The organism is Pseudomonadota bacterium (genome assembly GCA_030860485.1).
Taxonomy (GTDB): Bacteria; Pseudomonadota; Gammaproteobacteria; order JACCXJ01; family JACCXJ01; genus JACCXJ01.
Genome location: JALZID010000287.1, coordinates 1 through 22,767, shown reverse-complemented (window position 1 = coordinate 22,767; position 22,767 = coordinate 1). Strand labels below are relative to the sequence as shown.

Annotated in this window: 19 protein-coding genes and 1 pseudogene; 13 read left to right on the top strand and 7 right to left on the bottom strand. The window is 64.4% G+C overall.

Annotated elements, in window-relative coordinates; genetic code table 11:
• Together M3461_17830 and M3461_17825 are read right to left on the bottom strand one after the other, a co-directional pair.
• On the bottom strand, positions 1-1,103 hold a 1,103-nt coding region (locus M3461_17830), incomplete at its 3' end, for a formylmethanofuran dehydrogenase subunit A (GenBank protein MDQ3776073.1).
• A gap of 3 nt (positions 1,104-1,106) precedes the next feature.
• Positions 1,107-2,429 carry a formylmethanofuran dehydrogenase subunit B gene (locus M3461_17825; GenBank protein ID MDQ3776072.1) on the bottom strand — a complete coding sequence of 441 codons (1,323 nt, stop codon included), beginning with the start codon at positions 2,427-2,429 and terminating at the stop codon, positions 1,107-1,109.
• Between the two features lie 230 nt (positions 2,430-2,659).
• Between M3461_17825 and M3461_17820 the strand changes: the two genes are divergently transcribed.
• From M3461_17820 to M3461_17775, 10 genes and pseudogenes are all read left to right on the top strand, one after another.
• Entirely contained in the window at positions 2,660-2,908 is a 249-nt protein-coding gene (locus M3461_17820) for an AbrB/MazE/SpoVT family DNA-binding domain-containing protein (protein ID MDQ3776071.1), read from the top strand.
• A 9-nt stretch (positions 2,909-2,917) separates the two neighbouring features.
• Positions 2,918-3,322 carry a type II toxin-antitoxin system VapC family toxin gene (locus M3461_17815; GenBank protein MDQ3776070.1) on the top strand — a complete coding sequence of 135 codons (405 nt, stop codon included), beginning with the start codon at positions 2,918-2,920 and terminating at the stop codon, positions 3,320-3,322.
• Positions 3,323-4,168: 846 nt separating this feature from the next.
• Entirely contained in the window at positions 4,169-4,324 is a 156-nt protein-coding gene (locus M3461_17810; protein ID MDQ3776069.1) for a hypothetical protein, read from the top strand.
• 1,056 nt (positions 4,325-5,380) lie between these two features.
• Positions 5,381-5,677 (top strand): AI-2E family transporter, encoded by a 297-nt coding sequence (locus M3461_17805; GenBank protein MDQ3776068.1) that lies wholly within the window; start codon positions 5,381-5,383, stop codon positions 5,675-5,677.
• A 148-nt stretch (positions 5,678-5,825) separates the two neighbouring features.
• Entirely contained in the window at positions 5,826-6,074 is a 249-nt protein-coding gene (locus tag M3461_17800; protein ID MDQ3776067.1) for a DUF202 domain-containing protein, read from the top strand.
• 232 nt (positions 6,075-6,306) lie between these two features.
• Positions 6,307-7,614: a glutamate-cysteine ligase family protein gene (locus M3461_17795; protein ID MDQ3776066.1), complete on the top strand. Its 1,308-nt coding sequence runs from the start codon at positions 6,307-6,309 to the stop codon at positions 7,612-7,614.
• A 250-nt stretch (positions 7,615-7,864) separates the two neighbouring features.
• Positions 7,865-9,382 carry a circularly permuted type 2 ATP-grasp protein gene (locus tag M3461_17790; protein ID MDQ3776065.1) on the top strand — a complete coding sequence of 506 codons (1,518 nt, stop codon included), beginning with the start codon at positions 7,865-7,867 and terminating at the stop codon, positions 9,380-9,382.
• A gap of 54 nt (positions 9,383-9,436) precedes the next feature.
• Positions 9,437-11,212 (top strand): annotated as a pseudogene (locus tag M3461_17785) (N-acetylglutaminylglutamine amidotransferase).
• A 31-nt stretch (positions 11,213-11,243) separates the two neighbouring features.
• Entirely contained in the window at positions 11,244-13,052 is a 1,809-nt protein-coding gene (locus M3461_17780) for a prolyl oligopeptidase family serine peptidase (protein MDQ3776064.1), read from the top strand.
• A gap of 718 nt (positions 13,053-13,770) precedes the next feature.
• Positions 13,771-15,036 (top strand): sorbosone dehydrogenase family protein, encoded by a 1,266-nt coding sequence (locus M3461_17775; protein ID MDQ3776063.1) that lies wholly within the window; start codon positions 13,771-13,773, stop codon positions 15,034-15,036.
• 86 nt (positions 15,037-15,122) lie between these two features.
• On the opposite strand, the gene M3461_17770 is transcribed toward M3461_17775, so the two are convergent.
• Positions 15,123-15,299 carry a hypothetical protein gene (locus tag M3461_17770; protein MDQ3776062.1) on the bottom strand — a complete coding sequence of 59 codons (177 nt, stop codon included), beginning with the start codon at positions 15,297-15,299 and terminating at the stop codon, positions 15,123-15,125.
• A gap of 848 nt (positions 15,300-16,147) precedes the next feature.
• On the opposite strand from M3461_17770, the gene M3461_17765 reads away from it, so the two are divergent.
• From M3461_17765 to M3461_17755, 3 genes are all read left to right on the top strand, one after another.
• A complete protein-coding gene (locus M3461_17765) occupies positions 16,148-17,074 on the top strand; it encodes a branched-chain amino acid transaminase (GenBank protein ID MDQ3776061.1) in 927 nt (308 codons plus the stop codon).
• A gap of 8 nt (positions 17,075-17,082) precedes the next feature.
• On the top strand, positions 17,083-17,301 hold the full coding sequence (locus M3461_17760; GenBank protein MDQ3776060.1) for a zinc-finger domain-containing protein: 219 nt from the start codon (positions 17,083-17,085) through the stop codon (positions 17,299-17,301).
• A 147-nt stretch (positions 17,302-17,448) separates the two neighbouring features.
• Complete coding sequence (locus M3461_17755) at positions 17,449-18,420, top strand: mitochondrial fission ELM1 family protein (protein MDQ3776059.1); 972 nt, start codon at positions 17,449-17,451, stop codon at positions 18,418-18,420.
• A 13-nt stretch (positions 18,421-18,433) separates the two neighbouring features.
• Here M3461_17755 and M3461_17750 read toward each other — a convergent pair whose 3' ends face one another.
• The 4 genes from M3461_17750 to M3461_17735 form a co-directional block, all read right to left on the bottom strand.
• Complete coding sequence (locus tag M3461_17750; GenBank protein MDQ3776058.1) at positions 18,434-19,750, bottom strand: DUF58 domain-containing protein; 1,317 nt, start codon at positions 19,748-19,750, stop codon at positions 18,434-18,436.
• A 151-nt stretch (positions 19,751-19,901) separates the two neighbouring features.
• Positions 19,902-20,864 (bottom strand): MoxR family ATPase, encoded by a 963-nt coding sequence (locus M3461_17745; protein MDQ3776057.1) that lies wholly within the window; start codon positions 20,862-20,864, stop codon positions 19,902-19,904.
• A gap of 108 nt (positions 20,865-20,972) precedes the next feature.
• Complete coding sequence (locus M3461_17740; GenBank protein ID MDQ3776056.1) at positions 20,973-21,755, bottom strand: EAL domain-containing protein; 783 nt, start codon at positions 21,753-21,755, stop codon at positions 20,973-20,975.
• 177 nt (positions 21,756-21,932) lie between these two features.
• On the bottom strand, positions 21,933-22,556 hold the full coding sequence (locus M3461_17735; GenBank protein ID MDQ3776055.1) for a PAS domain S-box protein: 624 nt from the start codon (positions 22,554-22,556) through the stop codon (positions 21,933-21,935).
• Positions 22,557-22,767 lie beyond the last annotated feature (211 nt).

Genomic DNA, 22,767 nt, shown 5'->3' with positions numbered 1-22,767 from the left:
AGGAACAGCTCCAGACCGATGGCCCATTGCAACGCGTTGACGAAGCTTTTGTGCTTGTAGCGGAAGGGCACGATCCCGCAGCCTGCGTCGCACTCCATGTCCATGCACACCCATTTCTTGGGGTGGGCGCTCTTGCGGTTGCGGTACTGGGCCATGGTGTCGCCCGAGGCCGTGACCGTCTGGCCGAACATGACCTGGCCGACGTCGATCGATAGATTCGGATGGGCGTTGACCGCCTCGGCGATGCGCGCCGCCCCCGACGAAAAACCTCGGTCGCCCTCCGTGCCGTAGCTGTGGAACTGGACGTGGGTCAGGTGCAGGGGCAGGCCCCGGGCGGCGCCGATGGTCTTCTCCGTGGTCGCGACGTTACCGGGCACGCCCAGGTTGCAGCCGTGCACGTGCAGCGGGTGCGGCACGCAGAGCTCGTGTACGGCGCGGGTCAGGACCTCGACCACGGCGCGGGGGGTGACGTTCGGGTAGTAGGGGTGGGCCTCGTCGAGGTCGAGCGCGCGCTGGTTGAATTTGAAGGCGCTGATCCCGCCCGGGTTCACGACCTTGATGGCCAGGGCCTGGGCGGACTCGATGGTCCAGGCCACGTAGTCGTTGATGATCGCCTGCTCGGCCCGCTCGGCCATGAGGCGCAGGAGGAAATCGTCGCTCCCGAGCATGACATAGGCGCCCTTGTCGACGATGGGCGTGTCGGCCATCTCCATGTGGGCCTGGCGGGCGTTGGAGGGCTGCATGGCGGGCTCGAAGCAGGCCGTATAGCCCATCTCGACATAGCGATAGCCAGTGGCGAAGGTGGACGGCACGATATAACCCGAGCCGGAGCGGGTGGTGCGCGTGCGCGGGACGGGGTGGTCCGCATGGTCCTCGGGGACCAGGATCCTGGCGAGGGTCATCTTGCCGCCGCCGATGTGGGTGTGGATGTCGATGGCCCCGGCCATCACCACCTGACCGGAGAGGTCATGCTGGTGGGCGATGGTCTCGCTGTCCAGCGGCGGGGCCACGATGCGCCCGTCGCGGACATAGAGATCGTGCACCTCGCCATCGATGCCGTTGGCGGGATCGTAGATCGTACCGCCTGTGAGGCGCATCAGCATCGTCTAGAGCGCCTGCTCGATGGCCGCGAGGGCCTCTGCGACGCTCGGCAGCCCGGAATCGCGCAGCCGCCGGAGCGGTAGGGACACGACGCTGTCCAGGCGCACCAACTGGCCGGCGTGATCGACGCCCGGGGTCGCCACGGGCAGGAAGACCTCGGGCGACCGTGGCGGCCGTGGCGCCTCGAGGCCCAAGATGACGGTGGGGACGGCAGGCGCCTCGGGCGGCGGGGTGGGGCCGAGCGAGGAGATCCAGAAGAGGCAATCCACGGCCTTTGCGTCCAAGAGCCGCTTTGTCGCATAGCGCCTCGGGTCGTGGACCGGATAACCGGGGGCGAAGCTGGTGCGGGGCGGGAAGCCGCTCTGCCAGCTCGTGACGCTCTGCGCGGTCATGCCGCCATCGTTGCCGCCGAGCGGCATGCCCGCACAGCGCGTGACCTCGTTGAGATCATTGACCAGGTCCGCGATGGCCTCGATCGTCAGATCGGCACTCTGGGGATCGAGGTCCCCGGCGGCCCAGAGGATCACCCCGTAACGTGCGCGCCTGAGCCGCTCGACGAGCGTGGCGAGCACCGCGGTCTTGACTCCGGCGACCGTCTTGGCCTTGAGCGCCGCCCCGGCGAAGAGGGCCCTGAGCGCCAGCACCACCTCGCAGAGCCGCTCGCGCTCGCAGCGGATGTGCTCCGGGTTGCGGCCCCCGGGGCTCACGCCGGGTTGGGTGTCGAGATCGGGGCCCAAGTAGATCACCGTGCGTTCCTCGCTGGCGAGTCCGAAGAGCGATTGAGGATTCCACACCACCCGCTCGAAGAACCGGGGATGGTGCCGGACGGCATCGGTCCCGATGAAGAGGAGCACATCGGCGCGGTTCTTGACCTCGGAGAGCGTGGTCGTCATCCAGCCGTGGCCCTGCACCGTGGCGACGTTGGCGGCCATCGCGGCGCCGTGCATGTGGTCCACGATGCCGCCCGTGCGGTCGGCGAGCGAGAGCACCGCCCGCATCCCATCGACGTCGGTGCCGAGACCGGCGAAGAGCGGCTGGGTCGCCTGGCGGAGTAAAGCGGCTGCCCGTCCGTAGGCATCCTCCCGGGTCGCCGGTTTTCCCGCGATACGAGGTTCCACACTGGGCGAGGGTCGCTCGAACCCCGCGACCGCCCGGGTGCAGCCGTTCTCTACGACGCGCAGTCCCCCGCCGGACGCGCCCTCCAGGACGAGGTCATCGCAGAGCATGCTACAGAAGGGACAGGGGACGGAGGACAGGCGCGGTGCCGGGCGCCCGCCCGCCACACCGGTCTGACCGATGGTGCCGGGGCCGTCGCCCGGTGCCGCCACGGTGCTCTCTCCGCCACCCGATGGCGACCGTTGGACGTGTGACATCTCGGCAGCTTGCGCGCGTCTCCAGGAACGAAAAGCGAGCGGCCATTATCAGAAACGGCCTCGCCGTTTGCAACAAAGCCGAGGCCGGGCAGGGGCTTTGACGCCGATCGGTTTACGGTGCCGATTGTCGCCCGCTTGACTTGCCGCTATGATCCTTACCGTACTTGGTATTACAGGCGAGGGCGATGCGCGTCACAGTAAAAGGGCAGGTCACGATCCCGCAGCATATCCGCGAGCTCGCCGGTATCCGGCCGCACAGCGAGGTGGAGTTCTACTTCGAGGACGGCAAGGTCTGGTTGATCAGGGCCGAGGCCGACACGCGATCGCGAAGTTCGCGCGGCCAGTTGCTGGTCGAGCGTCTGCGCGGCACCGCCACGGCCAACCTGGATCTGACGACGGACGAGATCATGGCGATAACCCGGGGCGAGGATTGAGGGGTGTTCTTGGTCGATAGCAACGTCCTCCTCGACATTGTGAAGAAGGACCCCTGCTGGGGCGCGTGGTCTGAGAAGTCGCTGGCGCAGGCGGCCGATTCCGGCCCGATAGCCATCAACCAACTCATCTACGCGGAGGTCTCCGTGGCCTACGAGCGGTGTGAGCAGCTCGACAGCATCCTCGGCGCCTTCGACGTCGCAAAGCTGTCCCTCCCCTGGGAGGCCGCCTTTCTCGCGGGCAAGGCCTTTCTGAAGTATCGCCGGCGCGGGGGCAACAAGACCTCTCCCCTGCCGGACTTCTACATCGGCGCACACGCGATGCTTGCGGGCTTGACCCTACTGACTCGCGACGGGCGCCGCTACCGCGGCTATTTCCCCGAGCTCCGTCTCGTCTGCCCCGATCCCGAGAGTTGATTGGCGCTTGACTGCTGGCCAACACCGGCAGGCGCTTGCAGTTCCGCCAGGTGCTCGCGCCGGGTACCATCGCCAGTCAAGGGTGACTTGACCGGCACCGGTGGGCTCGCGTCCTGGCGCCCGGAGACTTGCTTTTGCGTCACCCTAAAGCCCCGACAACCACCCACAACCCGGCCGCGGCCAGCCTATACGCCCCTTCCCGGTGCCACGCGGACCACCCAATTACCGACCGACCGGCCGGTCCGACGCAACAGTACCGGTTGCAAGACCGCGTTGAACGTCCTATCCTTCATCGAAGACATCCATTAGACGCCACCTGGCGGTGAGTTTAGCGGCTGCGACCGTCGGAGTTCTCGTCTTGTACGCGTGGAGGTGAACATGTTTCGGAACATAACGTACGCGGGCATCTCGGCAGGGTTGTCGGTCCTCATCTTTCCAACAGCGGCCTTCGCGCTATGCCTGGCGGCTAAGGATATGAATGGCGTTTGGAAAGCAGACGACGGCGGGACCTACTATGTCAGGCAGATCCGCAATGACGTTTGGTGGGTTGGCATGAGCCCTGACGATGGAAAATCCTGGACCAACGTGTTCAAAGGAGTAAGAAATGGCAATAAGGTAACGGGCACATGGGGGGACGTTCCGGGCAGGAATCGCAACGCTGGAGCATTAAATCTAGAAATCCAAGGCACCTTTCCTAGCGTTCAGTCATTTACGAAAACGCAGAGCCCGACCGGCGTTGGCGCCTCACGATGGTTTCAGACTTCTTGCGATGATAGATGATGCTGGCTAGCGCCCGTTCCTGACAGGACACTTCCTTGCGAGTTCGTAGCGAACTGTGGGGGGCCGATGCGACTGATCGCCTTTGTCACCAACAGCGGATCGATCACGCGCATCCTCGCCTACCTCGGCGACCCCACCCAGGCACCGCGCATCGCCCCGGCCGCCCCGGTCCTCCCTGGGAGGAGGACTTCGATACGCGCGAAGGCGATACGTTCGCCCTGAGTGAGCCCCTACCCGAGTATGAGTTTGACCAGCGGGTAGAGCTGGTAGGCGCCGTTCCAATCCAAACCATCCTGCCAGCCAAGGTGACTTGACCGGCACCGGTGGCTCGCCTTCCGGCGCCCGGGTGCTCGCCTTTGCGTCACCCCAAAGTCCCCGACAGCCACCCACAACCCGGCCGGAGCCAGCCCAAACGCCCCTTCCCGCCGCGTGGACCACCCAATCACCGACCGGCCCGTCCGACGCAATAGTACCAGTTGCAAGACCGCGTTGAACGTCCTATCCGTTGGCCATCAAGGCCGACACCCTATCTGGAACTCAGCGTGCGAATTCCATTATGGCCCGAGCCGATCTATGGCTCACATCGAGGCCGGATAGATACACGCAATCCTTATCCTGCCGGTAACGCTCAGTCTTCTCCTTGCAAAACGGGTGGAGTCCATAGATACGCTCGCTGTGATGAGATGGGGATCGGCAAGGAGCTTTTCGCCATCGATGGGTGCAAAACGCCCTCGAATGCCTCAAAGGATATGGGTGAAGATCTTTTATAACGACGATGGATCAATAGGTTAGAGTGGAAAAAGCTTGGAAGAGAGGGCGCTCCGTGGTATGTATGGGTTTCGGAAGGTCATACGTCCCACAAAGGAGGTGTTCTCGCGCAAATACCGAATGCCGATCAACTGGTGCCTGCCAGAGCAGACGTATTGGCGCGAGCCACCGGCGTCTTCTCTACGACGCTTGGAGCTTTCGCCAACTTCTTCATCATCATGTTTATCGGCCTTTATCTTGCCGCCGAACCTCGACTTTACGCGGGTGGCATCATTCGACTTGCGCCTGTGAACCACCGTGAGCGTACCCGCGAAATCTTGAGTGAAGTCGGGAGCACGCTTCGTTGGTGGTTGATTGGCAAGGTACCTTCAATGATTGGGATTGGCGCTTTGACGGCGGGTGGTTTGTGGTTGCTCGGCGCACCACTTGCATTGACACTTGGACTATTAGTGGTCGCTTCTAACATTTATTCCGAACGTCGGTCCGATTCTCGCGGTTGTGCCCGCTGCGTTGCTTGCTATCCTGCAAAGTCCGACGCGCGCCCTTTACGTGGTCCTACTTTATCTCGGTATTCAGACAGTCGAAAGTTACCTTCTGACGCCTCTTATGCAAAAGCGCACGGTTTCTCTACCGCCAGCTGTGACAATTTTCGTGCAGGTTTTGCTTGGCGTGCTAGTGGGCGGGCTTGGGCTTGTGCTGGCAACACCGCTTATGGCAGCCGCTTTTGTCTTAGTGAGGATGTTATATATTGAAGACACGTTGAGTGATTCAATCGAAACAGATAGTGGTGAAAGGGAAGATCCATAGGGTAGGCATGATTCATCCTACGGGCGGCATAACAACTTATTCAACCCGACCGCTTGATCGCGTGCCTTTCATTATTGTGTGGTGATTGCAGGTTGTGTGCTTCTCGCTCGCGGCGGGTTAATTCCGGGCGTTGCGCAGAGCTAAATCCATGAACAGCGAAGCGCTTAAAGATGAGTTGGCTGTCGAGCGCACTCGCCTCGCAAACGAACGCACCTTTCTTGCGTATGTCCGCACGGCCTTGGCATTGTTGGCCGGCGGCGCTGCTCTGGCCCAGTTCTTTCCAGGCTATGCGTGGGTCCCTGGCGTTGCGGCCATACTTCTATTCGCGGGCGGCATAACTTTGGCATTCGGCGCATACCGTTTCATCGTAGTAAGGAATCGACTCAATGCCAAATAGTCATTGCCAGTCTGCGCCCAACCCTTTAAGGATTGAGACGACCCGCAGTGGTCGTTTCAATCCATTGTTCAAGAAGCCCGATGTCAGGCTTGGTGGGCATGTTTACTGGCTTTCCAAGTTTGGAGGGGTGCTCGACGAGAGCCTGAACGGTAACATGGATACCGGCGAGAAGCGTAAATAGACAGTGAAAGCATAAGGTAACTGCGACCTGAGGCGAGCGAGGCTTAAACCCATGAGCGGAACACATCGACGTAAGGGGTTGGAGCAAGAGTTCTTCTTAGTAGATGAGGCGGGCCTTCTTTCACATCGAGCTGATGAATTCCTACAGCGTTGCCGTAAGGTGGCACAAGCAGAGGGGCGCAGTCCGGAGTATTTTGCCCCTGAGTGGGTTAAGCATATGATCGAGATCAATACGCCCGCCGTCTATACGCTTGGAGAACTGGCACACGAGTATCTAAATAATCTGAGACTGGCTTTGCGGGTGGGGCGAGAGATGCATTTGCGACTCTATCCGCTGTCTACCTACCCTTTGCATATCACGCCTATGATCCGTAACAAGCAGCGGTATCATGTACAGGTACGCACGGTTGGATACGAAAGGTTTCTGCATGCCGGGCGATGCACCGGTACGCACCTGCATTTGGACCTGCCTGAGGAGACGCTGGACGCGCGTGTGGGAGTGGCCTACGGCGCTCCCAAAGCGGCGCAAGAGGAGCTGCTAAACACCTACAATTTGGCGACTGCGCTTGACCCGGCCATGATAGCACTCTCACGCGCATGTCCCTTTTATGAAGGACGGAGAATGAACGTCTCCGCCCACACGGTTCGTTATCGAGGCAGTGATGCCTTTGGCTGGGAGGGCGCCTATACGCATCTGCAGCCGGTTGGTGGCCTTCAGCCCTACGCGGCCAGCACTGAGGAATTAGTCGAGCTGCAATTTGCCCGCTACTATGCCTGGCTTGAGGCGATGGATCGTGCCGGGGTCGAGCGCGCTGTCTTCCAAGAGGCGGGGGGGGATTTGCTGAAAGCGGCTTGGAACCGGGTACGGCTCAACGGTATTGGCACGGTAGAGATGCGCGGGATAGACAGTAACTACCCGGAGATTATCCTAGCGCTCGCGACCCTCGTCTATACCGCGGCGGACCGGGTAACACGAGAGCATTTGACGGTAAGGCCCGCTCAGGGAGCGCGGGTCTTTGAGCTAACTCGAACCGGCCTTGTGATGCCCGATTTCAAGTATCTTGATGGCGACCTTCTCTATGCCGCCGTTACTGAAGGAGTCAAAAGCCCTGAAGTAAAAGCGTACCTAGATTCGATCCTAGAGTTTATTATACCAAAGGGCGGCGAAAGTTCAGAGTCTTTCGCAAGACTGCGCATCTTCTTAAACGAATACCACACTACAGAAGAAGAAATCTCGCAAGCGTTTACACCCACCGCAACCGCCGAAATCGCTATCCAAGAAGGCTTGCGGCTTGTGCTACAGTCTTGTGACAAGCTAGAGGAACAGGTCTCATCCCTGCTTAGCGAGCCTCGTCGTTAAAGTGCGCTTAAGGCACAATATTACATTAATCGCTTTCCAAGGCCTGCCGCAACAAAACTCATTACATTACCTGATTAGGATGAGCGTAGGCGAAGCGAAAGGCGGAATCGGATTTCGTAGCGGCTGTCTCGGCGACTGGCGCAAGATTGCCGCGACCACGTTCCTGTCATCATCGTCACTCGCGCTTGGGAAACGGGAGCGTCAGGACGGCTAAGACACATGCACAACTTGCGACTAGTAACATAGGGCCATGAGCGGGAGCGACGGCACCGCGTGGCAGCGGACCTCCTTGACTCCCGGCGTCGAGGGGGACTTGAATCTGCGCGCGTCAGTGGGCGTATCGGGGTCACTGCCGATCATCGAGGGCTACGCATTGGCCGGCTATGATGAGGCTCTGCTGCCGGATGGACGTCCTCGCCCGGTGCACGCGACAGTGCTGGAATCGCTATGCGCGATGGGCCCAGCGGAGCTGCGGGAACGCGAGGCGCTCCTCGAACGAGAGAAGGTTGCGGCGAGCTTGGTCTTCCGGTGCACCGGCGACGAGGCGGCAAGCGCCTTTCCGGTGGATCTCGTGCCGCGCGTCTTGACGAGTGAGGAGTGGCGCCCGTTGCGGGACGGCGCCGCGCAGCGAGCCCGCGCCCTTGACGCATTCTTGAACGACATCTATGGGGAGGCCGCGATCCTCCACGATGGCATTTTACCTCGCGGACTCGTCAGCGGCTCGCCCGGCCACCGCGCGGAGGGCGCGGCTCCGCCGCCAAACGTGCGACGGGCGCAGGTGTGCGGCATTGATATCGTCCGCGACGGTCAGGAGCGTTGGTTTGTGCTCGAGGACAACGTCCGCTGGCCGTCCGGTGTCGCCTACGCGATTCAGAATCGACGCCTGCTACGCCGCGTCTTTCCGGAGCTGACCGCGTCGGTCGATCTCTTGGACCCGGAGCAAGCCCCGGCGCTGCTGCGGCAGGCGCTCCACGAGTCCGCGCCGCTCAAGGCGGCTGCCGACCCGGCGAGCATCGTCCTGCTCAGCGATGGGCCGGCGGACTCCGCCTACTTCGAGCACCATCTGCTCGCCGAAGAAATGGGCGTGCCGCTGGTTGTCCCAGCGGATCTCTTGGTGGCGGACGACGTCGTCTGGCACGTCTGCGCGTCTGGGCAGCGCCGCGTCGATGTCATCTACTTGCGCATAGATGATCAGCTCCTGCAGCGGGTGGCGGGCAACGGGCTTCCGCTCGCGCCTCAGCTCGTTCAAGCGGTGCGTGCGGGCACACTGACGCTCGCCAACGCGCTCGGTAGCGGCGTCGCTGACGACAAGGCGATCTATGCCTACATGCCGAAGTTCATCGAATACTACCTCGGCGAGCAGCCGCGGATCGAGCAGGTTCCGACGTACCACTGCGCCGACCCGGAACAGCGAACGCAGGTGCTGGCACGGCTCGACCAACTGGTCGTAAAGCCATTGGATGGGTACGGCGGCCTCGGCGTAGTGATCGGTCCGCTAGCGAGCGAAGAGGAGCTCGCCCGCGCACGCTTGCTCATCGTAGAGCAACCGGATCGGTGGATTGCGCAGGAAACGGTCTCGCTGTCCACGCACCCGACGTACGAGGACGGCAAGCTGCGTCCACGGCACATCGACCTGCGGATGTTCGTGTATTACGGCGCGAGTCCGGTCGTGGTACCCGCCGCGCTGACCCGCGTCGCCCCGTCCGGCAGCCTAGTGGTCAACTCCTCGCGCGGCGGCGGTGCGAAGGACACGTGGCTGCTCCGATGAGACCCGGAGCGACATCAAGGATGGAGCAGATTAGGGGGACAACAGGAACCGGCAATGTGCGGCTTTGCGGGTGAATTGCGGTTTGACGGGTGGCCGGCAGAGCTTCATCTGTCGAGAAGATGAGCGGGCGCCTGCAGCACCGCGGCCCGGATGGCTGCGGCGTGTGGCAGCGAGGACCCTTGGCGCTCGCCCACCGACGACTGACGATCATCGACCTGAGCTGCACGGGCGAGCAACCCATGGTCGACAGCGCGCTCGGGCTGTCCATCGTCTTCAACGGTTGCCTCTACAACTACCGCGAGCTCCGTTTCCGAGCTCGAGACAGCCGATTACCGGTTCTTCTCCACCTCGGATACGGAGGTGATTCTCAAGGCTTATCACCGCTGGGGTACGGGCTGCGTCGAGAGATTCCTCGGGATGTTCGCGTTCGTCGTCGCCGAGCGGGACAGCGGTCGGATCGTCATGGCACGCGACCGGCTGGGCATCAAGCCATTGTACGTCGCACGCACACCCAAGCGGCTGCGATTCGCGTCCACCTTGCCGGCGCTCGTCGCTGCCAGCGGCGTCGACACGTCGATCGACCGCATCGCGCTGCACCACTACATGACCTTCCACTCCGTGGTGCCAGCACCGCTCACGATCCTCAACGGAGTGCGCAAGCTCCCTCCGGCGACGGTGCGTGTCGTCCAGCCGGATGGCCATGAAACCGACCACGTGTACTGGCGGCCCTCGGTCGCCAGAGCCGACACCCCGATGTCGGCGAGCGAGTGGCAGGAGTGCTTGCTTGACAAGCTGCGCCTCGCTGTCGAGCGCCGCATGGTCGCCGATGTCCCCATCGGGGTGCTTCTCTCCGGCGGGTTCGACTCGAGTCTCATCGTCGCGTTACTCGGCGAGTCGGGACAACGCGGGCTGATGACCTTCAGTATTGGCTTCGAGGCCGCCGGCGGCGAAAGCGGGGATGAGTTCTTCTATTCGGACATCGTGGCCAAGGCGTTCGGGACGGACCACCGACAGATCCGCATCGAGGACAGGCGGCTCTTGCCGGCAATCGACCCGGCCGTCGCCGCGATGAGCGAGCCGATGATCAGCCACGACAACGTCGCGTTCTTCCTGCTTGCCCAAGAAGTCGCCAAGCACGTTAAGGTCGTGCAGTCCGGGCAGGGCGCCGACGAGATCTTCGCCGGCTACGACTGGTATCCGCCGCTTTCGAACGTGCCCCGGACGGAAGCGCTGCGCGCCTACGCCGATGTGTTCTTCGACCGGCCGCGCCGAGTGCTGGCCGAGATCCTCAGGCCCGAATACCTAGCACCCGAGGACGTCAGTCGTCGGTTTGTGGCTGAGCACTTCGCACAACCGGGCGCGGCGACAGCGCTCGACGCGGCGTTACGCCTGGACACCACGATCATGCTCGTCGACGATCCGGTGAAGCGGGTCGACAACATGACCATGGCCTGGGGCTTAGAGGGCCGGGTTCCCTTCCTCGATCACGAACTCGTCGAACTCGCCGCGGCGTGCCCCCCGGAGCTGAAGCTCGCGCACGGCGGCAAGGGCGTGCTCAAGGACGCCGCTCGCACACTGCTGCCTGCCGAGGTTATCGATCGGCCTAAAGGCTACTTCCCCGTTCCGGGGATCCGTCACCTCTCGGGACCGCTGCTGGACAAGGTGCGCGAGGCCTTGACGAACCAAGACGCCCGCGACCGGTCACTGTTCCGTGACGAATACGTCCACAAGCTCTTGGAGGCGCCGAACGAGACCAGGTCGACTTTGGGGTCGAACGTATTGTGGCAGCTCGGATTGCTCGAGCTCTGGCTGCAGACGATGAAGCTCTGATGAAAATGGGCGGGCGCTGAAAAAAGCTGCCGTGGGCCGGCGCAAGCTGCGGCATCCACTCGCGAGGCGGCCCAGCCTCGCCAGCGTGACCGGTGCTTGGTCACCTTCGTTATCCCCGAACGGCGCCTTCATCGCCTACGTCTCCGACCGCGACGGCGCGCCGCGCGTGTGGCTTCATAGCCGGCGCGATGGCACGGAGATTTGCCTCGCCACGGGTCCCGAGCCCGTGCAGCAAGTGCATTGGTCGGTCGACGGGGACTGGCTGGCCGTGCTCCTCGCGCCGGGCGGCTCGCCGCGGACGCAAGTGTGGGTCGTGCGCCCGGATGGTCGCGATCTGCATGAGGTTACCGGCTCCCGAGAGGGAGCGGCCTTCCTCGGTCCGTGGACGCACGAACCCGGCGTGCTCGCGACGGCACGGACGACGGCGCGGCCCGCGGAGGGCGTGGCCGAGTTGGAGGACGCAGCGACCGGCCGCCGCAAGATCGTCGCGTCGGGCGGGCAGCCCATCGTGCTCGATCTGGACCGCGAGAACCGCTTCGCACTCGTGCGTCGCGGGCCGCGCGGGGCACGAACCGTATGGGCCGTGAACCTCCCGATCCGCGAAGAGGAACAGCTTCTGCCGGACGGCGGCATCGGCTCAACCGACCTTGGGCGGCTGTCGCCAGATGCCAGGACTGCCTACGTCCGCAGCAACGCGGGCCGGGAGATGTACGCCCTCTTCGCCGTCACACTCGCAACGCCCGATGCGCCGCAGACAGCCACGGTGTTGGCGGAGCGTGCCGACGCGGAGCTGGAGCACATCGTTTTGACCGCGGATGGTGCCACGGCGCTATTGCTGTGGAACTGTGCGGGCCGGAGCGATTGCGAGCTTTTGGATCTCACGACCGGTGAACGGGCAGCGCTGCTGTTGCCCGAGCCAGTGACGCACGATTGCAGCTTCTCGCGCGATGGACGCTGGCTCGCCATGACGCTGGAAGGCCCGACGCACCCGCGAGCCGTCTGGCTGTGGGACCGGGAGTTTCGTTCCTGGACGCGCGTCACCTCGCAGGCGCCCGCATGGACGCCGCCATCGGTATATCCGACCCTCGAGCGCCTACGATCCGACGATGGACTCGAGATCACCGGCTGGCTTTACCGACCCCGGTCATCGCCGATCGCGCCGGGCCCAGCGGTCGTTCACCTCCACGGCGGCCCCGAGTCACAGGAACGTCCCGTCTTCAATCCGCTCTTCCAAGAGCTCGCCGCCTGCGGGATCGCCGCCTTTGCTCCGAACGTGCGTGGCTCGTCCGGCTTCGGTCACTCGTTCGTCAACGCCGATAACGTCGAAAAGCGCTGGGGTGCCATCGCCGACGTGGCTGCGTGTGTACGGTACCTGATCGACATCGGCGTCGCAGCACCCGGGCGAGTCGCGTGCGCCGGCAGGTCGTATGGGGGTTATCTAACGCTCGCCTCGCTCGTGTTCCACCCGGCGTTGTTCGCGGCCGGGGTCGACGTGTGCGGCATTGCAGACTTTCACACCTTTTACGCTAACACCGAGCCCTGGATCGCGGTGGCAGCCTATCCGAAATTCGGCCACCCCGTGCACGACGCCGAATTGCTGCGCGCGCTGTCACCGATCCATCGCTTCGACGTGCTGCGGGCCCCCCTGCTCGTCGTGCACGGCGAGAACGACTCGAACGTGCCGGTCAGCGAGGCCGAGCAGGTCGTGACGGTAGCTCGTGCGCGGAACATTGCCGTCAACTACCTGTTCTTCGCGGGCGAGGGGCACGAGCTCACCCAAATTCAAAGCCGCGAGATCTTCATCCACACGGCAGTCGCTTGGCTAGCGGGTCGGCTCTAGCTAGAGGTCGGGCGACAGACTCAGTAGGTCGGAAGTTGAGCTGGTAGGCGCCGTTCCACTCCAAACCATCCTGCCAGCCAAGGTGACTTGACCGGCACCGGTGGCTCGCTTTCCGGCGCCCGGGTGCTCGCCTTTGCGTCACCCTAAAGCCCCCGACAGCCACCCACAACCCGGCCGGGCCAGCCCAAACGCCCTTCCCGCCGCCACGCGGACCACCCAATCACCGACCGGCCCGTCCGACGTAACAGTACCAGTTGCAAAACCGCGTTGAATGTCCTATCCTTCGCCCAGCCCCTCCGACGAGATTACGCGTTGCAAAAGGGCATTGAACCTCCTATTCTTTAACCCACGCGAAGAGTAAGCTCATGAACAACATCATCTACATTGTCGGCTTAATCGTGATCATCATCGCTGTCTTGTCGTTTTTCGGGTTGCGCTAAAGCGTCAGAAAGCACTTCGGACCGTTCCGCCGCCCGCGAGCATGCCGCTTGTCGCGAACTTCCGGGATGCGAGGAGCGCAACCAGCCACGATCGGCGAATGATCTGGGGAAAGGGCATTGGTTGAACGCGTATTGCGCCGCCCAAGAAGATTGGCAAAGACCACGCTCTGGTTCCACTGCGAACTACGGGGAAGATGAAAACGATAACCTTCCGCACTCCCACGCTCACTCCCGGCCGGCCGCGCGCTTTCGTGCGGCTGTGGCCGTTGCTGGCGCTCATGCTGTTGTTCCCGGACCGCTCACCGCACGCGGCCGAAGTGAAGGTGCTCACCGGCAAAGCGGCGCTGGGCGATTGGACGACCGACGCGCCGGGCGTGCGGCGGAGATTGACGCTCAACGATCTTCCCGCGCCGAACGCCGCGGAGTCCGCCAGGAACAAGCCGAACCTCGTCAAGCGCCCCGAGGGCGCGTGGCCGAAGGTGCCGGACGGATTCAAAGTCGAAGAGCTCGCGCGCGAGTTGAAGAATCCGCGCGTGATCGTCGCGGCGCCGAACGGCGATCTCTTCGTCGCCGAGAGCAAAGCCGACCGGGTGCGCGTGCTGCACGATGCGGACGGCGATGGCGAGCCGGAGCTGAGCGAGGTCTTCGCCGGTGACTTGAACCAGCCGTTTGGCATCGCCTTTCACCCGCCCGGCCCGGAGCCGCGGCACATCTACATCGCGAACACCGACGCGGTCGTGCGGCTGCCGTACCGCAGCGGCCAGACGAAGGCGGAAGGCGAGCCGGAGAAACTCGTCGAGCTCTCGGGCGGCGGACAACTCACGGGCGGCGGCCACTGGACGCGCGACCTCGTCTTTTCGCGAGACGGAAAAAAGATGTTCGTCTCCGTCGGCTCGAAATCGAACGTTGATGACGGCGAGGCCGAGAACGATCGAGCCCGCATTTTCGAGTACGATCCCGACGGCAAAAACGGGCGCGTCTTCGCGACCGGCATCCGCAATCCCGTCGGGCTCGCCATTCATCCGGAAACCGGGGAGCTGTGGACGTCTGTGAACGAACGCGACGAGATCGGCGACGACCTCGTGCCAGATTACGTGACGCGCGTGCAGGAGGGCGGCTTTTACGGCTGGCCGTGGTTTTACATGGGCGGTCATCAAGATCCGCGGCACCCGGGCAAGCACGCGGACCTGAAGGGAAAAGTTCTGACGCCCGACGTGCTCATCCAATCGCACTCCGCGTCGCTCGACCTGGCGTTCTACGATGGCAGCCAGTTCCCCGCTGAGTACCGCCAGCACGCCTTTGCCGCCGAGCACGGCTCCTGGAATCGCACCCGCCGCACCGGCTACAAAGTCATCCACATCCCGACGGAAAACGGAAAGGCGACCGGCGAATACATCGACTTCCTGACCGGCTTCGTCACGCCGGAGGGCGATGTCTGGGGCCGGCCCGTCGGCATCGCGGTGGCCAAAGATGGGGCCTTGCTCGTGACCGACGACGGCGGCGAATGCATTTGGCGCGTGAGCTACGCAGGGCCGAAAAAATGACGAACGAGCGCGAGGAAAACTCCACGACCACGGTGCGGTGCCCGCCGGGTTCTTCGGCGACCGCGTCGTAGGATGCATGCATCTTTCTACGCCGGCGTTCGCTTGGCAGGAAATTCCGATTTCTCCGCCTTCTCCCAAATTAGCCAGGCCCAGGGATGGGCCTGCTTGGCGCGCCGAGGATGCAAGTCTTCCCGCTGCGGTGCCCCCGCTGTCGCGAGCCGATGCGACTGATCGCCTTCGTCACTGACTTCGATCACGCGCATCCTCGCCTACTCGGCGAGCCCACCCAGGCACCGCGCATCGCCCCAGCCGCCCGCGGTCCTCCCTGGGAGAAGGACTTCGATCCACGCGAAGAGCGATCCGGAGCTCCCAGCACTCAAGAGGACTGATATTTCGTTCCTCCCGCCCCTGCTGCTGAGCGGACCCGGCTGACCGTGGGCGTTCAGGCCCGCGGCTGGTCCGGGATCTGGCACGGCGGCCACTTCTCAGTGGGCCTTACGGAGGTCGAGTGGAGATTGTTCGTCGTCACGAGGGATGTCAGGTACTGTGGGACCCCACGAATATTGCGTAAAAATTACTCCGCCAGGCAATGGCTCTGGATGATTTCGTCGAGGCTTTTTATGGCGCGATCAGGTCCGCCAATCGAGCAGTAAGCTCGGGAGCCATCACGGCTTCGAACGCATCATGTCAATCCTCGACCGTGTGAAATGGTCGGCTTGGTTAGCGCGTGGATGCGGCGATCCGTAACGGTCATGCTAAACCGGTCGCATTTCGAATCTTGGATGAGTGCCCTGGTGTTAGATGACCCCATCGGTGCAGCCTCGACCAACGCCTGGTGCAAGCAACTCGAACGAAATGGATCCCCCGAAACTAGGGGTCCCAATGCGCGGGAGGCCGGCGTTTTCCCCCGGGTCGCGCCAGAGACCGGATCCCGACATCGGCTCGCGGAATGCGGGCCGGGATCGGCCGGGGGGACCTGCCGATCTCACGCGGCCGGAGTGGTATGCCCGGTATCCAATTTGTGGTGCAATATGCGACGCGGCGAGCGGCCTCGGTCAGGCGGGCCGGATGGCTGCGCCGATTCCGGACGTGGGCGTGGGGACAGCTAGCGATGACGATGGCGGATCGTGATGGGCTCATCTGGCTGGATGGGGCAATGGTCCCGTGGCGGGAGGCGAAGGTCCATGTGTTGACCCACACCTTGCACTACAGCATGGGGGTCTTTGAGGGGATCCGGGCCTACGAGACGGGGCGGGGTACGGCGATCTTTCGGCTGGCCGAGCACATCGGGCGGCTTTGCCGCTCGGCCCGGATCCTCGGGATCCCGATGCCTTACGACCACGCCACCTTGACCGAGGTGTGCCGGCGGGTGGTGCGGGACAACGACTTGAAGAGCGCCTATATCCGGCCCCTGGTCTTCTACGGTGCCGAGGGGATGGGGCTGCGCGCCGACAACCTGAAGGCCCACGCGATGGTGGCGGCCTGGTACTGGGGACCTTATCTCGGCGCCGCCGGCCAGGAGGGGGGGATCCGCATCCAGACCTCTTCCTATACCCGCCATCATGTCAACATCACCATGTGCAAGGCCAAGGCGAACGGCAACTACATGAACTCCATGTTGGCCCTGCAGGAGGCCTTGCGCTGCGGCTATGACGAGGCCTTGATGCTCGATCCGGAGGGCTATGTGTGCGAGGGCAGCGGCGAGAACATCTTCCTGGTGCGCGCCGGGGTGCTCTATACCCCCGATCTGACCTCGGCCCTGGAGGGCATCACGCGTGACTCCATCATCACGCTGTGTGCCGAGATCGGCGTCCCGGTCAAGGAGAAGCGCATCACCCGCGACGAGGTCTACATCGCCGACGAGTGCTTCTTCACGGGCACCGCGGCCGAGGTCACGCCCATCCGTGAGGCGGACGGCCGCGTCATCGGCGACGGCGGCCCGGGTCCCATCACCCAACAGCTCAAGTCGCTGTACTTCGACCAGGTGCACGGGCGCGGCCAGGGGCACCCCGATTGGGTGACCTTGGTGGATGGCTGAGAACGGGCATGCGTACAGCGTCGCGGGCGGCGGGGAAGGCCACGCCCAACGATCGGAATCGCTACGAGGTGACGGATGCGGACCTGCCGCTGCACTGCCCGCTGCCCGAGATGAGCCTCTGGGACTCGCATCCGCGGGTCTATCTCCCCATCGAGGGCACCGGAGAAGCCAAATGCCCCTATTGCGGCGCGGACTTCATCCTGGTCGAGCGGCGCACGTCTCGCTGAGAGTTTGTGAAAACCCTACTGCGCTCGGGATCTCGCGTTGCGTTCGAAGCGCGACCTCCCTTCGTTCGCGACGGGTGCGAGGGCGGTAGATTCATTCCCAAACCCCGAGTCGCGGATCGACCTGTCGCAGCTCCAGCGCCGTTCGACATGGCTAGGCCAGTGGTGTGGTGCCTGTCGGACGGGAAGCCGGGACACGAGAACCAGAGCCGCGGCCTCATTCGGGCACTCGGACGGCTCACGGCCCTCGAATGCCATGAGCTGAACGGGCGCGGCGCGGGGCGCCCGGCCCTGTGGCCGACGATCGCGGCCTGGTTCAGGCCCGGTCAGGGCCTACCGGACCCCGCGCTCCTCATCGGCGCGGGGCACGCGACCCACCTGCCGATGCTCGCCGCACGCATGGCCCGTGGGGGCCGGGCGGTCGTGCTCATGAAGCCGAGCCTCCCGCTCTGCTGGTTCGACCTCTGCCTTATCCCCGAGCACGACCGTCCACCGCTTCGGGACAACGTGCTCGTGACGCAGGGCGTCTTGAATACCGTGCGGGCCTCGGACGGCGTAAGGCCGGGGATCGGGCTTATCCTCGTGGGCGGGCCCTCGTCCCATCACCGCTGGGACGGCCCCGCGCTCGTGCGCATGGTGCGCACCATCCTCGATGCACACCCGATGGTCGCGTGGCGGATCGCCGACTCGCGCCGCACCCCCGCGTGTACCCGCCATCTGCTCCGCGCGTCGCTATCTACTGGGGCATCGCCATCTACTGGGGCATCGCCATCTACTGGGGCGGTTCCCAACTGCGCCTTCGTGCCGCATGAGGAGACCGGGCCCGAATGGCTGTCCACGGCGCTCGCCGAGGCGGGAACGGTGTGGGTCACCGAGGACAGCGTATCGATGCTCTATGAGGCCCTGAGCGTCGGTGCCGCGACCGGGCTCCTACCGGTACCGAGGCGCCGCTCGAGCCGGCCGAGCCGCGGCGTGGATGCGCTGCTCGCGAGCGGGCAGGTCACGGCCTTCGAGCGCTGGGCCGAGGGGGTGGCGCTGCCGCGTTCGGCAGTGCTCCTGAACGAGGCCGAGCGTTGCGCCCGCGCCCTCCTCGCGCGCTGGCCGGAGATCGACGGCCGGTGAGCACGGCCGGCCGTTACAAGCGCCCGCTGTGCTTGATGTCGAGATAGCGGTTGACGAGCGCGACGGGCAGGGCCGGCGGTTCGACGTCGAGGACCTCGACCCCGCGGAGTCGCAAGGCCTCTAGGGTGCGCAGCCGAGCGTTGAGATATTGGTGGGCGGCGGCGACTTGCAGCGCGGCCTCGAAGCCCTGGGATGGGCGGGTCAGGATCTCAGACACGGCGGATTCGCGCAGGCTCGCGACGAGGACCAGGTGGCGGCGGCGCAAGACGTCGACGGCGGCTTGGATCTCCTCGCTGTCTTCGTCGCGCAGGTTGGTGAGGAACAGCACCAGCGAGCGCTTGGAGGTGGTGCGCCAGGCGATCCCCGCCGCGGCGCGATAGTCCGGCGCGGCCAGCCCCGGCGCCAGATCGAAGAGGTTTTCGAGGAGGGCGTTCAAGGCCCGATGACCCTTGCGCGGGGCGATGACGCGTGCCTCGGCGCCGAAAGACACAGAGCCCACGCCATCGCCCTGGCGCAGCGCCACGTGCGCGAGCAAGAGGAGGGCGTTCAGCGCCTCGTCGAAATGGGACAGCGGACCGTCCTTGGCGCGCATGCGGTTGCTGCAATCGAGCAGGAACAGGACCTGCTGATCGCGCTCGTCCTGATACTCCCGCGAGATGAGCTTGCGCAGCCGGGAGGTGGCCTTCCAGTCTACCTGCCGCAATACATCGCCTTCCCGGAATTCGCGCAGCTGATGGAACTCCAGGCCTTCGCCGCGGCGGCGCCGCTCGCGGATCCCGATGCGGCTCAGGCGGTGATCGGTGGCCAAGAGCGCGTACTTCGCGACCGCCGCGAAGTCGGGATAGACGCGCACCGTGTGCGGTAGGGCCAAGAGCCGGCGGCGGAGGAACAAGCCCAGGGGGCCCGGTACGAGCGTGTCAATCCGCGAAAAGACCTGTTCGCCGCGCGCCTCGAAGACGATGCGGTAATCGGCTGCGCTCTCGCCGCCGGGCGGGATGTAAAGACGCATCGGCAGCCCTTCGGTGCGTGCGACGGGCGGATGGTGGTCGTAGAGCGTGACGCGGAGCACTCGCGACGTGGGGTTGATCGCGCGCAACCGGACGATGCGCCATACCCCCACGGGTTGCGAGGTGAAAAGACCGCGGACGACCGCCGGCGAGGGTTCGCGCAAGAGCACCCGGATATCCCATGCGCAGAGGATGAGGATCACGATCCCGGTGGCGATCCAGAGGTCCATCGCCCCCGGCCAGTGCCGCGCGGCCAGCACCGCGATGAGCGCCAGTGCCATCCAGCCCCAGAGGAGATGGAAGAGGCGCGGAGCGGGCCGCATGCTTATGCCCTCAGAGCTTGGGAAAAAATCTGCTGCGCTCGGCCGCGAAGCCAGGGAGATTAATTGAGGATCTTCCAGGGAGTGGCCCTGCTGGGCGCGCCGAGGATGAAGCGCTGCCTACCTTTGCTCGCGACGATTTTTTCACAGGCTCTCAGTGCCGTGGTGCTTCGACTTTCTCCAAAAGTGCCCGCAGGACGTCGTCGCCGCTACTCCCTTCCATGTCGAGCTCCGGGGAGAGCGCGATGCGATGGCGGAGCGCGGGCAGGGCCACGGCCTTGATGTCGTCGGGGATCACGTAGTCGCGCTCGCAGAGGACGGCCGCCGCACGTGCCGTCCGTACCAGAGCGATGCTTCCACGGGGCCCGGCGCCGAGGGCGATCCCGGGCCATTCGCGGGTGGCGCGGACCAGGCGCACCGCGTAATCGACGATGCGATCGTCCACCCCGATGTCCGCGACCCGCGCCCGCATCGACTCCACGGCCGCCGCGGTGATCACGGTCTCGACCGGAGAAATATCGAGCGCATCGCCCACCTGTCTCGCCGTGACCTGCCGCACCAGGTGGGTCTCCTCCTCGGCCTCCGGATAGCGGATCAGCACCTTGAGCAGGAAGCGATCGAGCTGCGCCTCGGGAAGCGGATAGGTACCCTCCTGCTCGATGGGGTTCTGGGTCGCCAGCACCATGAAGGGCCGCGGCAGCTCGAAGGTCCGGCCTTCGATGGTCACCTGGCCTTCCTGCATCACCTCGAGCAGCGCGGCCTGGGTCTTGGCCGGGGCGCGGTTGATCTCGTCGGCGAGCAGGAGGTGGGTGAACACCGGCCCCTTGCGCAGCCGGAACTCCTGCGACTTGAGGTCATAGAGGGCATGGCCGGTCACATCCGAGGGCATGAGATCGGGGGTGAACTGGATGCGCGCGAAGGCGCCGCCGAAGGTCTTGGCCAGCGCTCGCACGAGCAGGGTCTTGCCGAGCCCCGGCACGCCCTCCAAGAGCACATGGCCGCCCGCGAACAAGGCCATGAGCACGTGCTCGACGACCGCTCGTTGGCCTACCAGCGCGCGGCCGATCTGCTCGGCGACACGCGCGACGACGGCGCAGGCCGGTTCGTGCTCGGCCACCACGGAACTCTCAGGGTTTGTCAATGAATCCACTGGGATCTCGCGTTGCCTTCCCGACGCGCCAAGCACCTCCCTGCCCCTGGCTACCCGATGGTGCCCGGGCCTCACCTATTTCAATAGCGGCGCAGTCGATCCGCCCAACGAGGCGCGGAATTCGGCGGCGGGGACCGGCTTGGCGATCAAATAACCCTGTGCCTCGTCACACCCACGCTTCCGTAGGAAGTCGAGCTGGCTTTCGGTCTCCACACCTTCGGCCACGACGCTGCGCTTGAGTTGCCTCGCGAGCCCCAGGATCGCCTCCACGATCACGACTTCATTCGGGTCGTCGGGTACGTCCTGCACGAAGCTCTTGTCGATCTTGAGCCGTTGCAGGGGCAGTCGCTTCAACTGCCCGAGGCTCGAATAACCGGTACCGAAGTCGTCCATGGCGATCTGTATCCCCAGTTCTTGCAACTCCTCCAGCGTGGCGATGGCCCGCGCGGGATCGGACATGAGGGCCGATTCGGTGATCTCGATTTCGAGCCGGCCCGGGGGCAACCCCGTCTCCTCGAGGATTTCACGGGCCGTGGCGGTGAAATCCGGCTGGGTGAGCTGGCGCGCGGAGACGTTCACGGAAACCCTTAGCGCCGGGGGCCACCGGAGCGCTTCGGTGCAGGCCTCACGCAATACCCACTCCCCGATGGCGCCGATGTAACCCATGTTCTCGGCGAGTGGAATGAATTCGCCAGGGGGCACGAGCCGGCCCTCGGGGTGCTGCCAACGCACGAGTGCTTCGGCCCCCATGACTGTGCCGCTTGCGAGGTCGATCTGCGCTTGATAGTGCAAGAGGAATTCCCCGCGCTCGATGGCGCGCCTGAGCCCCTGCCAGTGCCTCGATGCGGGCCTCGGCAACCTTTCGTTCGGTGATATCCAGCGTCGCGCCCACCATGCGCACCGCCCGCCCCTGTCCGTCGCGAATGATGAAGCCGCGGTCCTCTGCCTGCGCATAGCTACCGTCACGGCGGTCAAGATGGTACTCGTCGGACCAGTCGTTCTTCTCGCCCTTGATCGCCGCGAAGACGCCGTCCATCACGCGCTCGCGATCGTCCGGGTGGACGCGCTCGGTCCATGGTATCTCCCCCGAACCGGTCGAGCGTTCACCGATCGATGAATCGAAGTGGTTGTACTGGCGAAAGGTGTTGCGGCGTATGTCCCAGTCCCATACGCTGTCGGTGGTGGCGCGGGCAACCAACTGGAAGCGCTCGTTGCTTTCCCGCAGGGCTTCGCTTTTCGCTCGGTGATGTCGACCAGGACGTTCACGGCGCCGGTCAGCCGTCCGGCGCGCTCGTACAGAGGACTAGCGTGGGCCAGGGCCGTCCGGCGGCTGCCGTCGGGGCGTTCGATGACGGTCTCTTGACGATGAATCGCGCGCCGCTCGGCGAGCGCAATCGCCGTCCAGGACCGGTCGTGGGACAGTGGGCTGCCATCCGGTAGGAACAGTCTGAAAGAACCGCAGAAGCGATCCTCGGAATCACCCAAGCGCGGGGAGCGGCCCCAGAGATCGACCGCACACGCATTGAAGTAGGTGATCAAACCGTCCACATCGCACGTATAGGCCGCCATCGGTAGGGCGTCGAGCACCCGCTGCAACCGATCCTGGCTGTCGCGAAGCGCGGCCTCGGCTTGCTGGCGTTCGATCAGCGCGGTTCCCATGCTATCGTCGGCTGAATATCCCGTGACCGCTTGCCAGGCGGGCCCGCGGCGAGAAATTGCTTCATCGCCGCGCACCGGTCCTGCTCGGTGGATAGTAATTCCAGACGGTTGATAAGGCCAATGCGATTGTGCAACGTGCAAGGTCGCGTTGGGCGGGTCGGGTTGGGCCCGGGATACCGGTCCGGTGGAGGGCGGCGCTCGTTCGGGGTGG